The organism is Pseudomonas sp. MB-090624, from assembly GCF_003205245.1.
Classification (GTDB): domain Bacteria; phylum Pseudomonadota; class Gammaproteobacteria; order Pseudomonadales; family Pseudomonadaceae; genus Aquipseudomonas; species Aquipseudomonas juntendi.
The window spans coordinates 31,995-46,518 of record NZ_QJRK01000015.1 but is presented as its reverse complement, the minus strand read 5'-3'; the positions used below and the strand labels follow the sequence as shown (position 1 = coordinate 46,518).

Annotated in this window: 11 protein-coding genes; 8 read left to right on the top strand and 3 right to left on the bottom strand. The window is 63.5% G+C overall.

The genetic code is table 11. The features are described 5' to 3' along the window. Positions 1 to 235: 235 nt before the first annotated feature. From hslV to DMX12_RS10615, 7 genes are all read left to right on the top strand, one after another. A complete protein-coding gene (gene hslV / locus DMX12_RS10645; RefSeq protein ID WP_009682353.1) occupies positions 236 to 766 on the top strand; it encodes an ATP-dependent protease subunit HslV in 531 nt (176 codons plus the stop codon). A gap of 76 nt (positions 767 to 842) precedes the next feature. Continuing rightward, positions 843 to 2,186 (top strand): ATP-dependent protease ATPase subunit HslU, encoded by a 1,344-nt coding sequence (gene hslU, locus DMX12_RS10640; protein WP_110677453.1) that lies wholly within the window; start codon positions 843 to 845, stop codon positions 2,184 to 2,186. Positions 2,187 to 2,329: 143 nt separating this feature from the next. Then, on the top strand, positions 2,330 to 2,707 hold the full coding sequence (locus DMX12_RS10635; protein WP_029886361.1) for a gamma-butyrobetaine hydroxylase-like domain-containing protein: 378 nt from the start codon (positions 2,330 to 2,332) through the stop codon (positions 2,705 to 2,707). A gap of 267 nt (positions 2,708 to 2,974) precedes the next feature. Beyond that, entirely contained in the window at positions 2,975 to 4,654 is a 1,680-nt protein-coding gene (phaC, locus tag DMX12_RS10630) for a class II poly(R)-hydroxyalkanoic acid synthase (protein ID WP_110677451.1), read from the top strand. A 62-nt stretch (positions 4,655 to 4,716) separates the two neighbouring features. Beyond that, positions 4,717 to 5,568, top strand: a complete 852-nt coding sequence (phaZ, locus tag DMX12_RS10625) for a poly(3-hydroxyalkanoate) depolymerase (protein ID WP_029886363.1) — start codon at positions 4,717 to 4,719, stop codon at positions 5,566 to 5,568. Between the two features lie 58 nt (positions 5,569 to 5,626). Next, positions 5,627 to 7,309, top strand: a complete 1,683-nt coding sequence (phaC, locus tag DMX12_RS10620) for a class II poly(R)-hydroxyalkanoic acid synthase (RefSeq protein WP_110677449.1) — start codon at positions 5,627 to 5,629, stop codon at positions 7,307 to 7,309. 13 nt (positions 7,310 to 7,322) lie between these two features. Then, positions 7,323 to 7,937, top strand: coding sequence for a TetR/AcrR family transcriptional regulator (locus DMX12_RS10615; RefSeq protein WP_029886365.1), 615 nt, complete (start codon positions 7,323 to 7,325; stop codon positions 7,935 to 7,937). A gap of 111 nt (positions 7,938 to 8,048) precedes the next feature. Here DMX12_RS10615 and DMX12_RS10610 read toward each other — a convergent pair whose 3' ends face one another. Both DMX12_RS10610 and DMX12_RS10605 read right to left on the bottom strand, forming a co-directional pair. Further along, positions 8,049 to 8,828 carry a phasin family protein gene (locus DMX12_RS10610; protein WP_110677447.1) on the bottom strand — a complete coding sequence of 260 codons (780 nt, stop codon included), beginning with the start codon at positions 8,826 to 8,828 and terminating at the stop codon, positions 8,049 to 8,051. Positions 8,829 to 8,838: 10 nt separating this feature from the next. After that, complete coding sequence (locus DMX12_RS10605) at positions 8,839 to 9,258, bottom strand: phasin family protein (protein ID WP_009682364.1); 420 nt, start codon at positions 9,256 to 9,258, stop codon at positions 8,839 to 8,841. 177 nt (positions 9,259 to 9,435) lie between these two features. Between DMX12_RS10605 and DMX12_RS10600 the strand changes: the two genes are divergently transcribed. Beyond that, entirely contained in the window at positions 9,436 to 14,124 is a 4,689-nt protein-coding gene (locus DMX12_RS10600; protein WP_110677443.1) for a DUF6543 domain-containing protein, read from the top strand. A 12-nt stretch (positions 14,125 to 14,136) separates the two neighbouring features. Here the strand turns inward: DMX12_RS10600 and DMX12_RS10595 are convergent, their stop codons facing one another. Then, positions 14,137 to 14,412, bottom strand: a complete 276-nt coding sequence (locus DMX12_RS10595) for a polyhydroxyalkanoic acid system family protein (RefSeq protein WP_009682366.1) — start codon at positions 14,410 to 14,412, stop codon at positions 14,137 to 14,139. Positions 14,413 to 14,524 lie beyond the last annotated feature (112 nt).

Here is a 14,524-nt window from a genome sequence, read left to right as displayed (position 1 = left end):
GTCGAAAGTCGAAAGTCGAAAGTCGCAAGAAGAAGCAAGCCTCCCACGGATCTGCTTTTTCTTGCCGCTTGTAGCTTGCAGCTTGCAGCTTGCAGCTTGCAGCTTGAAGAAGAAGCAAGCCACCCACCGATCTGCTTTTTCTTGTCGCTTGTAGCTTGAAGCTTGAAACTCTCCCCCCCACCCCCATATGAGTCTGCATCAGGCACTTTCGCCCCGCTGCGTGGAGACTCTCCCCTTGACCACCATCGTTTCTGTCCGCCGTAACGGCAAAGTCGTCATGGGCGGCGACGGCCAGGTATCCCTCGGCAACACGGTAATGAAAGGCAACGCCAAGAAAGTGCGCCGCCTGTACCACGGCCAGGTCATCGCCGGCTTCGCCGGTGCCACCGCCGACGCTTTCACCCTGTTCGAGCGCTTTGAAGGGCAGTTGGAGAAACACCAGGGCCACCTGATCCGTGCCGCCGTCGAGCTGGCCAAGGAATGGCGTACCGACCGTTCCCTGAGCCGCCTGGAAGCCATGCTGGCCGTGGCCAACAAGGATGCCTCGCTGATCATCACCGGCAACGGCGACGTGGTCGAACCCGAAGATGGCCTGATCGCCATGGGTTCCGGTGGTGCCTACGCCCAGGCTGCCGCCCGCGCACTGCTGAACAAGACCGACCTCTCGGCCCGTGAAATCGCCGAGACCGCCCTGAACATCGCCGGCGACATCTGCGTGTTCACCAACCATAACCTGACCATCGAGGAGCAGGACCTGGCCGACTGACTCAGCTGTTCTGGCGCCCCATCCCGGTGATGGGGCTTTTCCACGCTGACTCATCTGCCCAAGGACCCAATTGATCATGTCCATGACCCCCCGCGAGATCGTCCACGAACTCAACCGCCACATCATCGGCCAGGACGACGCCAAGCGCGCCGTGGCCATTGCCCTGCGCAACCGCTGGCGGCGGATGCAGCTGCCGGCTGAGCTGCGCGCCGAAGTGACGCCGAAGAACATCCTGATGATCGGCCCGACCGGTGTCGGCAAGACCGAAATCGCCCGCCGCCTGGCCAAGCTGGCCAACGCCCCGTTCCTCAAGGTCGAAGCCACCAAGTTCACCGAGGTCGGCTACGTCGGCCGTGACGTCGAGTCGATCATCCGCGACCTGGCCGATGCCGCACTGAAGATGCTGCGCGAGCAGGAGATCATCCGCGTGCGCCACCGCGCCGAAGACGCCGCCGAAGACCGTATCCTCGATGCCCTGCTGCCACAGGCGCGGGTGACCAGCTTCAGCGAGGAAGCCGCGCAGACCAGTAGCGACTCCAACACCCGCCAGCTGTTCCGCAAGCGCCTGCGCGAAGGCCAGCTGGATGACAAGGAAATCGAGATCGAAGTCGCCGATGCCGTAGGTGTCGAAATTGCCGCGCCGCCCGGCATGGAAGAAATGACCAACCAGCTGCAAAGCCTGTTCGCCAACATGGGCAAGGGCAAGCGCAAGGCGCGCAAGCTGAAGGTCAAAGAAGCGCTGAAGATGGTCCGCGATGAAGAAGCGGGCCGCCTGGTCAACGAGGAAGAGCTCAAGGCCAAGGCCCTGGAAGCGGTCGAGCAGCACGGTATCGTGTTCATCGACGAAATCGACAAGGTCGCCAAGCGCGGCAATGTGGGCGGTGCCGATGTGTCCCGTGAAGGCGTGCAGCGCGACCTGCTGCCGCTGATCGAAGGCTGCACCGTCAACACCAAGCTGGGTATGGTCAGGACCGACCACATCCTGTTCATTGCCTCGGGCGCGTTCCACCTGAGCAAGCCCAGCGACCTGGTACCCGAGCTGCAAGGCCGCCTGCCGATCCGTGTAGAGCTCAAGGCACTGACCCCGGAAGACTTCGAGCGTATTCTGCGCGAGCCGCACGCGTCGTTGACCGAACAGTACCAGGCGCTGCTGAAAACCGAAGGCCTGAACATCGAGTTCGTCGCCGACGGCATCAAGCGCCTGGCCGAAATTGCCTATCAGGTCAACGAGAAGACCGAGAACATCGGTGCCCGTCGCCTGCATACCCTGCTGGAGCGCCTGCTTGAAGAGGTGTCGTTCAGTGCCGGTGACCTGGCCAGCGCCCATGACGAAACGCCGATCCAGATCGACGCGGCCTATGTGAACAGCCACCTGGGTGAGCTGGCGCAGAACGAAGACCTGTCGCGTTACATCCTGTAAGCGGCAAGCTGCAAGCGACGAGCTGTTCGACGTCGCTTGCAGTACCGCAAAACATGGCCGTTACATGTCTTGGCCATCTCCTCTTGCAGCTTGAGGCTCGAAGCTTGAAGCTTGAGTCTTGTCGCCAAGAAGAGATTCAGCCCATGGCCCGCATGCCCACCGCCATCAACCTGCACAAAGCCTCGAAAACCCTCAGCCTTACCTATGCGCCCGGTGAGGTCTACACCCTTCCCGCCGAGTTCCTGCGCGTGCACTCCCCCTCCGCCGAGGTCCAGGGCCACGGCAACCCCATTCTGCAATTCGGCAAGCTCAACGTCGGCCTCAGCGGCATCGAGCCAGCCGGCCAATATGCACTGAAACTGACCTTCGACGACGGCCATGACAGCGGCCTGTTCACCTGGGAATACCTGGAACAGCTGTGCCTGCGCCAAAACGAGCTGTGGGCCGAATACCTCGACGAGCTGCACAAGGCCGGCAAGTCCCGCGACCCGGCGGAGTCGGTCGTCAAATTCATGCTCTAGCGCAAGGGCTGCAAGGTTTAGAGCGCATTTTCTAGTTTCATCTGTTTGAATGATGGGCAGACGGCCCAGTGACGGGCTGTCTTGCGCATTACATGAAAGTCGGGTAACCAATGTGAGTGGCAAGTTCCCTGCATCACGCTGCAGGTATACAGAACCCCGCAGCACCGCTGTTCCTTATCACTGGTCACCCGAGTAGCAGTACCGGGCTCAGGGCTGTGCCCTCGTCACAGCAACCGGTACTCGTCTCAGGACAACGGAGCGTCGTAGATGAGTAACAAGAACAACGATGAGCTGCAGCGGCAGGCCTCGGAAAACACCCTGGGGCTGAACCCGATCATCGGCATTCGCCGCAAAGACCTGTTGAGTTCGGCACGTACCGTATTGCGCCAGGCCGTGCGCCAACCGCTGCACAGCGCAAAGCACGTGGCCCATTTTGGCCTGGAACTGAAAAACGTCCTGCTGGGCAAGTCCAGCCTGGCCCCGGAAAGCGACGACCGACGCTTCAACGACCCGGCCTGGAGCAGCAACCCGCTGTACCGCCGCTACCTGCAGACGTATCTGGCCTGGCGCAACGAACTGCAGGACTGGATCGGCAGCAGTGACCTGTCACCTCAGGACATCAGCCGCGGCCAGTTCGTCATCAACCTGATGACCGAAGCCATGGCGCCGACCAACACCTTGTCCAACCCGGCGGCGGTCAAGCGCTTCTTCGAGACCGGTGGCAAGAGCCTGCTCGACGGCCTGTCCAACCTGGCCAAGGACATGGTCAACAACGGCGGCATGCCTAGCCAGGTGAACATGGACGCCTTCGAGGTGGGCAAGAACCTGGGCACCAGCGAAGGTGCGGTGGTGTACCGCAATGATGTGCTGGAACTGATCCAGTACAGCCCGATCACCGAGCAGGTGCACGCCCGGCCACTGCTGGTGGTGCCGCCGCAGATCAACAAGTTCTACGTATTCGACCTGAGCCCGGAAAAGAGCCTTCCACGTTTTTGCCTGCGCTCGCAGCAGCAAACCTTCATCATCAGCTGGCGCAACCCGACCAAGGCCCAGCGTGAATGGGGCTTGTCCACCTACATCGACGCACTCAAGGAAGCCGTCGACGCCGTATTGGCGATTACCGGCAGCAAGGACCTGAACATGCTCGGTGCCTGCTCGGGCGGCATCACCTGCACGGCACTGGTAGGGCACTACGCAGCCCTCGGCGAGCACAAGGTCAATGCCCTGACCCTGCTGGTCAGCGTGCTGGACACCACGATGGATACCCAGGTGGCGCTGTTCGTCGACGAGCAGACCCTGGAAGCCGCCAAGCGCCACTCCTACCAGGCCGGTGTGCTGGAAGGCAGCGAGATGGCCAAGGTGTTCGCCTGGATGCGCCCCAACGACCTGATCTGGAACTACTGGGTGAACAACTACCTGCTCGGCAACGAGCCGCCGGTGTTCGACATCCTGTTCTGGAACAACGACACCACGCGCCTGCCCGCCGCCTTCCATGGCGACCTGATCGAAATGTTCAAGACCAACCCGCTGACGCGCCCCAACGCCCTGGAAGTGTGCGGCACCCCCATCGACCTGAAAAACGTGCAGTGCGACATTTTCAGCGTGGCGGGTACCGCTGACCACATTACCCCGTGGCAATCGTGCTACCGCTCGGCCCACCTGTTCGGGGGCAAGATCGAGTTCGTGCTGTCCAACAGCGGGCATATCCAGAGCATTCTCAACCCGCCGGGCAACCCCAAGGCACGCTTCATGACCGGTGACGACCGCCCGGGTGATCCGCTGGCCTGGCAGGAAAATGCCACCAAGCATGCCGACTCCTGGTGGCTGCACTGGCAAGGCTGGCTGGCCGAGCGCGCAGGCGAACTGAAAAAAGCGCCGACCCGCCTGGGCAACCGTGCCTATGCTGCGGGCGAGGCGGCCCCAGGCACCTACGTTCACGAGCGTTGAGTGGCAGCGCCGTGGCGGCCCGCAGGGCGCCACGGTGTTCATTTCACCCAAGAGTCACGCGCATGACGCAACCGTATATCTTCCGGACCGTCGAGCTGGACAACCAGTCCATCCGCACCGCCGTCCGCCCCGGCAAGCCGCACTTGACGCCGCTGCTGATCTTCAATGGCATCGGCGCCAACCTGGAGCTGGTATTCCCGTTCATCGAAGCACTGGACCCGGACCTGGAAGTGATCGCTTTCGACGTACCCGGTGTCGGCGGCTCGTCCACCCCGCGCCACCCGTATCGCTTCCCCGGGCTGGCCAAGCTGACGGCACGGATGCTCGATTACCTCGATTACGGCCAGGTCAATGTGATTGGGGTGTCCTGGGGCGGCGCCCTGGCCCAACAGTTCGCCCACGACTACCCCGAACGCTGCAGGAAGCTGATACTCGCCGCCACTGCCGCCGGTGCGGTGATGGTACCCGGCAAGCCCAAGGTGCTGTGGATGATGGCCAGCCCCAGGCGCTATGTGCAGCCGTCCCATGTCTTGCGCATTGCCCCGCTGATCTACGGTGGCGGTTTTCGCCGGGACCCGGAGCTGGCCATGCACCACGCAGCCAAGGTGCGCTCCGGCGGCAAGATGGGCTACTACTGGCAGCTGTTCGCCGGCCTGGGCTGGACCAGCATTCACTGGCTGCACAAGATCCAGCAGCCGACCCTGGTGCTGGCGGGCGACGACGACCCGCTGATCCCGCTGGTCAACATGCGCCTGCTGGCCTGGCGGATTCCCAACGCCGAGCTACATATTATCGACGACGGCCATTTGTTCCTGATTACCCGAGCCGAGGCTGTCGCGCCAATCATCATGAAGTTCCTGCAGCAAGAACGTCAGCGCGCCGTGATGCACCCGCGCCCGGCCTCGGGAGGGTAAGCGCCAGCACCGCGAAAGGGGCTACAACGCGCAATGGGTCAGACAAGGGAGTGTTGCCATGACAGACAAACCGGCCAAAGGATCGCAAACGCTCCCTGCCGGCAGAATGACCGTGCAGCATGCCATGCTCGGCCTGCGCGGCCGCGACCTGCTGGCCACGCTACGCAATGTCGGCCGCCACGGGCTGCGCCACCCGTTGCATACCGCCCATCACCTGCTGGCCCTTGGCGGGCAACTAGGGCGGGTGATGCTGGGCGATTCACCGCTTCAACCCAACCCGCGTGACAACCGGTTCAGCGACCCTGCATGGAGCCTGAACCCGTTCTACCGCCGAGGCCTGCAAGCCTACCTGGCCTGGCAGCAGCAGACCCGCCAGTGGATCGACGAAAGCCATCTGCATGACGATGACCGGGCCCGCGCCCACGTTCTGTTCAACCTGCTCAACGATGCGCTGGCTCCCAGCAACTCGCTGCTCAACCCGCTGGCCGTGAAGGAACTGTTCAACACCGGTGGCCAGAGCCTGGTGCGCGGCCTGGCCCACCTGCTCGAAGACCTGCGCCACAACGATGGCCTGCCGCGCCAGGTCGATGAGCGGGCCTTCGACGTGGGCCGCAACCTGGCCGCCACCCCTGGGGCCGTGGTATTTCGCAACGAGCTGCTGGAGCTGATCCAGTACCGGCCGATGAGTGAAAAACAGCACAGCCGCCCGCTGTTGGTGGTGCCGCCGCAGATCAACAAGTTCTATATCTTTGACCTGAGCACGAACAACAGCTTCGTCCAGTACATGCTCAAGAACAACTTGCAGGTATTCATGGTCAGCTGGCGCAACCCGGACCCGCGCCACCGTGAATGGGGCCTGTCCAGCTACGTGCAGGCGCTGGAAGAAGCCCTGGATGCCTGCCGCCGCATCAGCGGCAGCCGCGACCCCAACCTCATGGGCGCTTGCGCCGGCGGCCTGACCATGGCCGCCTTGCAAGGCCACCTGCAAGCCAGGAACCAGTTGCGCCGGGTGCGCAGTGCCACCTACCTGGTCAGCCTGCTGGACAGCAAGTTCGACAGCCCGGCCAGTCTGTTCGCCGACGAGCAGACCCTTCAGGCAGCCAAACGCCGCTCTCACCAGCGCGGCGTGCTGGACGGCGCCGAAGTGGCGCGGGTGTTTGCCTGGATGCGCCCCAACGACCTGATCTGGAACTACTGGGTCAACAACTACCTGCTCGGCAAGACACCGCCTGCGTTCGACATTCTCTACTGGAACGCCGACAACACGCGCCTGCCTGCCGCATTGCATGGCGACCTGCTGGATTTCTTCAAGCTCAACCCGTTGACCTACCCGGCCGGGCTGGAGGTCTGCGGCACGCCAATCGACCTGCAACAGGTCAGCGTGGACAGTTTTACCGTTGCCGGCAGCAACGACCACATCACCCCTTGGGACGCGGTGTACCGGTCGGCCTTGCTGCTGGGCGGTGAGCGCCGCTTCGTGCTGGCCAACAGCGGGCATATCCAGAGCATCATCAACCCGCCAGGCAACCCCAAGGCCTATTACCTGACCAACCCCAGCCTGAGCAGTGACCCGCGCGCCTGGTTCCACGAGGCTACGCGCAGCGAGGGTAGCTGGTGGCCGTTGTGGCTGGCGTGGATCACCCAGCGCTCCGGGCCGCTCAAGGCGCCACGCAACGACCTGGGCAACGCCACCCACCCGCCCCTGGCCCCTGCGCCCGGCACCTATGTGCTGACCCGATGAGCAGACCGACCGGATGAAAACCCGCGATCGTATCCTTGAGTGCGCCCTGCAGCTGTTCAACCAGCAGGGCGAGCCGAACGTATCGACCCTGGAGATTGCCAACGAGCTGGGTATCAGCCCGGGCAACCTCTACTACCACTTCCACGGCAAGGAGCCCCTGGTACTGGGGTTGTTCGAGCGCTTCGAGGAAGCGCTGATGCCGCTGCTGGACCCGCCGCTGGAAGTGCGCCTGGATGCCGAGGACTACTGGCTGTTCCTGCACCTGATCGTCGAGCACATGGCGCAGTACCGGTTTCTGTTCCAGGACCTGTCGAACCTGACTGGGCGCCTGCCCAAGCTGGCCCGCGGCATGCGCAGCCTGATCAACGCCCTGAAGCGCACGCTGGCGGCACTGCTGGCCAGCCTCAAGGGCCAGGGCCTGGTACAGAGTGACACCCAGGCCTTGGGGCAACTGGTGGAACAGATCACCCTGACGCTGCTGTTCTCGCTGGATTACCAGCGGGTGCTGGGGCGCGAAGGGGACGTGGGAATCGTGGTGTACCAAGTGATGATGCTGGTGGCGCCGCACCTGCAGGCTCAGGCCCGGGGGGCAGCCGAGCAGTTGGCGATGAAGTATCTGGAGGACTAGCCCTGCAGGGGCTGTGCTGCTGCCGCCAACGCATTCGCGGGTGAACCCGCGCCTACAGGGTTGTGCTGAACCTGTAGGCGCGGGGCCACCCGCGAAGAGGGCGTTGCGGTATCAGATCAGGGTACCGGTCCCGTTGGCCGCCGACGGCGTGTTGCTGGCCGGGGCTGCAGCCGGGGCCGGGGCATCGGTTGCGGCAGGTGCAGCGCTGGCCGCCGGCTTGGCCGGTGCTTTCTTCGCTGCAGGCTTCCTGGCTGCTGCCGGTTTGGCTGCTGCCGGCTTTGCCGCAGGCTTGGCGGCGGGTTTCGCTGCTGCCGCCTTGCTTGCAGGTTTGGCAGCCGCAGGTTTTGCCGCGGCCGCCTTGGCTGCAGGTTTCGCCGCAGCGGTTTTGGCTGCGGGTTTGGCCGCTGCCGCCTTGGCCAGTGGCTTGGCTGCCGCCTTGCTGGCTGCCGGCTTGGCTGCGGCCCCACGCGACGAAACCGGCGCCACCGAGGCACCGGTCAGCTTCTCGATCTGCTTGGTCAGGCTGTCTACCTGTTGGTGCAGGGCCTTGATTTCGTTGCGGCTCGGTACACCCAGGCGCGAGATGGCGCTGTTCAGACGTTTATCGAAAGCCTCTTCGAGTTCGCTCCACTTGCCCAGCGCCCGGTCCTTCACGCCAGACACCCGCGAAGTGGTCGAAGACTTGGCGCTTTCGGCCACATCTTCGGCGCTCTTCTTGGCCTGCTTTTCGGCCTTCTCGCCATCTTTCACCAGCGAGTCGAAAAGCTTGGGGCCGTCCTGGTCGATCTTCGAATAGATACCCAGCCCCGCCAGCCAGATCTTGCGGGAGTACTTTTCGATCCCGCCGACCCAGGAGTTGCCTGCTTTGTCGGTATTCTTCTTGCCAGCCATCCTGCTCTCCTTATGGTTTGTGCGCGACGCGCTCAAGCAGCTCGTGCAGCTGTTCAAGCTTGATCGACAGCGCCTCAACGTCATGTTTAGACGGTATGCCAAGGCGATTCAAGGCGCGCCCTACCCGTGCGTCGAAAGCTTTTTCGATCTTGTCGAGTTGAATTTCTACCTTGCCACGTACGCGGCTCACTTCCTGGGCGGCGTCATCGATCTGCTGGTTGGCGGCGTCCAGCTCTTTATCGATGCGCTTCTTGCCCCGCTTCTCGACACCTTCGCCGGCCTTGACCAGCGCCTGGAAATAGTCGGCGCCTTCGTGGCCGACACGCGCATAGGCGCCGATGCCCGCCAGCCAGATCTTGCGTGCGTAACCCCGCACCTCACCCAGCGTGCCCGGCGCGTCCGCCTTTTTCTTCACATTCACTTTGGCCATGCTCTGTACCTCATGCTCATGAGTGGAGGAGGAACCGCCCATGGAGGGTGGGCTTGAGCATAAGGTAGAGGCAGGAATTAGAATCTTCACCCTAAGATCGGCGCACTGCTTTATCTACCACAGACGCAGCAGCCTGCTGCTCCAGCATTCGGCTCCCTTCAACCGGAGCCTCCTGCCATGCCATCGTCATCGCCCCTCTCGTTCAGGCAGCTTGTAGCCACCCAGTTCGCCAATCGCCCGCGCTTGCGCGAAGTCATCGCCCGCGCAGGCTTCGAGGTCATCGCGGCACGCTACCCGTGGACGCGCAGCCAGCACCCACAGCTGCAATCGATCCAGGGCTTCAGCATCCTGCGCGGGGTGAATGGGCAGCCGCCGACAGCGTCAGGCCAGCTGGTCGATACCCTGCTGACACATTTTTTCAATGGCCAGCCCATGGCGCTGCAGCCGACCGACCAGCTGAGCCTGAACCCACCGCGGGTCTTTCGCCCGCAAGACAGCGCCCCGGCCATCGACCTGCGCATGGAAGACCTGAACACCGACTTCGACAACATGCTTTCTACCCTCAGCGAGACCTTCCAGCGGGCGCAGGTCAGCTTCTGGAATGGCTGCGAGAAAGACTCGGACGTGACCCGCCTGCAATGGCTGCAGCAAGTGCTCAAGGCCGCCCTGCTCGGTACGCTTGAGCGCCAGGGCCTGGACCATGACCAGAAAGCCCTGCTGTACCCGCTGCTGGCCCAAAGCCACGCCGCGGCACAGGTGCAAGCGCTGCAGGTTTCCCTTGCCAGCCCTGGGGACACCCTGCAATGGGTGCTGCCGGACCTGCTGGTCACGGGCAGGCAAGGTACCCGTGAGCTCATTCTGTGGTGCCAGCCTTCGGGCACCGTGCGCAGCTTCGATGATCTGGCTGCTTTTTCCCGGGCCCTGCGCGAAGCGCTCGGCGAGCAGCATGCGTTCGACTCTATGTCCTGGGCCTGCACGCCCTTGCGCGAGGACCCGTTCGCCTATCAGGCCCGGCAACTGCTCAATGGCCTGCTGCAAAGAATCGATCGGCTGCAGCTTCGCCCAGGCGACCAGGCTAGCGACCTGGATGAGCGCTTCTACACCCTCAGCGACCCTTCATGGGTATTCCCGGCAAGTTTTGTGCTTCAGCCATCGACCCCGGCCATAGGGTTTCCGGACTGGCTCGGCAACGCCAGCCTGACTGATCGCTTCGAGTACCACACGGCGTTGCTGGCGCTGTCGGCCAGGCAGATGCTGGCCCAGGGTGGTTCGTCCCTGGACGGCATCGAGGACCTGCAGCAGTACGCGGTTCGCCGCTTGCGGGAACACATGCGCAATGACCACCCTGCGCAGGTCCTGTACGACCCTGATCAGCTGCTGATCAGCCTTGCCCAGGTGGTGCAGGTTTCCTCCACCGGCCCGGCGCGGCTTGAGTACCTGAGAACCATCAGCCTGACAGAACTGGCCATCACCCGGCTGCCGCCAGGCGGCGAGCAGGTCGCAGCGGCGATCCAACGCGCCGACCAGCAGCCACTGGATAGCTGGATGAACCTCGATTACGTCGCCGCCCTGGTCGACAGCGTGGATATCGGCGGCCAGTACCCGCTATTCGTTCACGACCAGTTGCAACGTGGCAACGACGCCGACCAACGGCGCCAACGCTTTGCCGAAGAATGGCGCACAAGCCTGCTGCTGAGCGCGCTGCAGGCCAAGATCATGGCCCAGCTGGACGAACGCACCTGGCAGGTCATCGCCGATTTTTGCCGGCGGCAACCCCATGCCAGCGGCACGCTGAAGCTGGCGCCGCTGGCATTCAACAGCGTGCCCGGCGGCCCGAAGAGCAACCCGGTGCATGGCATGTTCGTCATCGAAGTACCCACCACCGGGGCCTGGCTACTGTACCGGCCGATGCACACCCGGCAGCCCATCAGGCAGTTCGACAGCCGCCAACAACTGATCACCTGCATCCGGACCGAACACGCCCTGCAGCAGGACATCCTCATCTGGCTGGATGACGACGCCCGCCCCATTTACGCCGATGGCGGCTTTGTTCACCCCCACCTGCATTCCGGGCTGGCCGAGGTGGCCCATCTGCTGGCGCCCGGGGCTGCCTTGGTGGGGCTTGCCATCGAGCGCCTGAGGGTGCCGGTCACACTGGCTTTCAGCCCCTGGGCCGACGACCTGGACAGCCGTATTTACCAAGCCCGGGCCGAGGTTCTGCTGTTGCTGGCCTCACGGCAGAGCGTGTCCAACCAACAACTGCGCTGGGCGCTGGTCGAGCAGTTCGCCTGGGTGGCGTTCAATACGGTCACGCCGCTGCTGCGTGGCGCGGCAGGCATGCTGGCCTGGCTGGTGACCGCCCTGCTCGGCATCCGGCATGACCTCAACGCGTTGACCGCCGGCAGCGACCAGGAAAAATGGCTCGCTGGCGCAGATATCCTGCTGAACCTGGCCATGCTGCTGGCCCACGGCCCTGCCATTGCCCGCACACCGCCGGAACCCGCATATCAGGCCCCGCCGCGTCGGGCGCCGGCCGTGCTGGCCGATCGGTTACCGGAACAGCAAACCTGGACAGCCCTCGCCGAGCCAGCCCAGCCGACAGCGCTGAATGTCAGCCAATGGGGCCATGACCAACGGCTCGGCAACCTGCCGCGCGACGCCCGCGCCGCCCTCGAACGCCTGCGCGCCGCGGTCAGCCTGAGTGGGCTGCAACCGGTGGCCAGCGGGCGCATGCGCGGTTTGTATGCACTGGATGGGCGCTACTACGTGCAGTTGCAGAACGTGCCTTACGAAGTGGTCGAGAGCTGGAGCGGCATGCGCATCATGGGGCCGCCGCTGAGCCAGAGCGAATGGTCGCAGTCATGGGGGGCGGAGCCTGACGGCTATTACCTCCCCAGCCGCGAACGCAGCCGTGGCCCTTGGCTGAAACGCTGGAACGGTGAATGGATGCTGGACCTGCACCTTGCCGGGGGCATGCCGAAAAGCGCCCGAGCACTGATCAACGAAAAAACCGAGGCATTCAACACCCTGCTGGCGACCCGTGTCGCCAATGATCAAAAGCTCAACAACACGGAAACCTTCATCGGTGTCTACCTGAAGCGGGTGGAACCCTACGACCAGGCACTCGAGGCATTCCTGAAGTCGCTCGATGAGCACCCCGGCGCTTCGCTCGACAATTTGCCGGAGCACCTGCAGGAGCGCCTGCGCGCCCTGCAGGCGCTTCGCCAGGAGACGCGCGCCAACCTCGATGTGTTGGCACTCACCTATGAGAAACAGGCCACGCTGATCAGGGAGCAGATACAACTCTACACCCGCATGGGCGAACCGAAGTACCTCAGGTTCGACCCGCAAGCCACCGCTTCATTTGTCCGTGGCCAATGGTGGGAGCAGTTGCTGCAAACTGACCTGCAGCAGTTCCGCCGCCTGCTCGACATGAATGACTACGAGGTGCTCAAGAGCCAGTCCCGTCGCCTGGTGCAACTGCCGTTCGGCCAGGAGCAGGCAGAGCTGTACCTGGACTACAGCAAGAACATCGAAGCCGCACTGGCTGTGCACAGGCGTATCCTCTGCGTCAGCCAACGCCTGGACCAGAATCTCGCCGAGGCCTTGCAAGATGGGCAGATCCAGTTCCCCGGCAAACGCAAGAAGCTCGACGGCATCATCAGCACCCGGCAGTACTCGACCCTCATTACCCGCGCCCAGATCATCAGTGACCTGCATCAACTCGTCGTCCGCAGAGACCGGCTCAGCGCAGACGATTTCGAAAGTACCCTGCTCGCCCAGCAAACCCTGCGCAGCAAGCATTTCCACGAGGCACTGCTGAGCCACGACAGCCTGGCTGCCGCCGGCCTGACGCCCGAACAGCAAAAGGCGCCCCTGGAGAGCGCCGTTCGCGAATACAAGCTGGCCCTGAGCAATGCCCAATACCTGCTTTCACGCAACATGCCTGCGATGGACAGCAGCCAACTCCAGGCCTACATCGCCGAGCTCAATATACTGATAAGCCTGGGCGAGGATGACATGGCCAACCTGGCGGCCGCGACCGATCGCCAGGATGCAGTACCCGAGCAACCGCTGACCCACAGGGTGCGGGCCGTCCGACGCAAGGTGATCCGCACGGCGCGAGGCAGGTCGCTGGTGGTGGAGGAAACCGGGGAGGCCGGCGAAACCGTGCAGATCGACCCGATGACCCAGCAAACGGTTGCACGCTACCAGCAGCAAGGCGATCACTGGGACACCATTGCCCCCGCCACGCCGGCCCCTGACTACGCGCGCCTGCGGCGCATCGGCAATGATCTGCTGAGCCAGCAGGCGGCCAGGCTCAACCACGCCGCGCGCCACCTGGATGGGCCCAACAGCCTGGCCGACCTGCTGGATTTCTACTTGCAGGACCTGGCGGAAATCGCCGGTAACCTGCGCAGCGGCCCCGACCGGGAGCAACCCCTGGCCAGCAGGATCGAACAGGCCATTACCGAAGTGCGCGCTGACAAGCAGCGCCTCTTGACCAGCGCCTACCTTGGCACCCGCTACCCGGACAGCAAAGCCCTGCGCTTTCTGGTAGAGGCCCGCGAGGTCGAAATCACCCCGAACAGGGCGCGCAAACAGCTCAAGGCCAATGACTTTCTGGATGTGTACGACATCTATCGCCTGCAACCCAGGCAGAAGCTCTGGGAGGCGCACTTTCACTACACCACCGCCACCGCCAATGCCCGGCGCTTTGCCAAAGGCCATTTGAAGTTCCCGGAGGCCATGGGCCGCGACGAACGCTTGCAACGGGCACAGGCTTCGGCGGAGCGTTGCCAGGTGTACCGGGGTGACCTGCGTCTGGACCAGATCGAAGGCCTGATCCCGTTCCCCGCCAGCTGAATAAAGCGGGCGTCAGGCCAGTGCCTTGTCCAGCGCCCGCTCGATCTCGCCCTTGATGGTGCCGCTCATCATCGACAGCATCATGCCCAGTTTCAGCTCCACGCGGATGCTGTCTTCGCCGATCTGCACGCTACCCTTCGCGCCGCTGCGGGCCACATCGACCCGGTCACCGTTCCAGGTGGCCTGGAGGTCGTACTCGCGGCTGAGCTTGTCGACCAGCGCCTGGGCCTTGGCACGGGCGGCGTCACGGCCGAGGGAGTGTTTGCGTTCGACGCTGATCTGGGTCATGCGGGTGTTCCTGATGATGTAGACATAATCGGCATTATGCCCGCCCCCGGCCACAGGCACACCCTGCCAAGACAAATCCGCCCGTTCGCCCTAGAATGGCGGTAATTTTTTC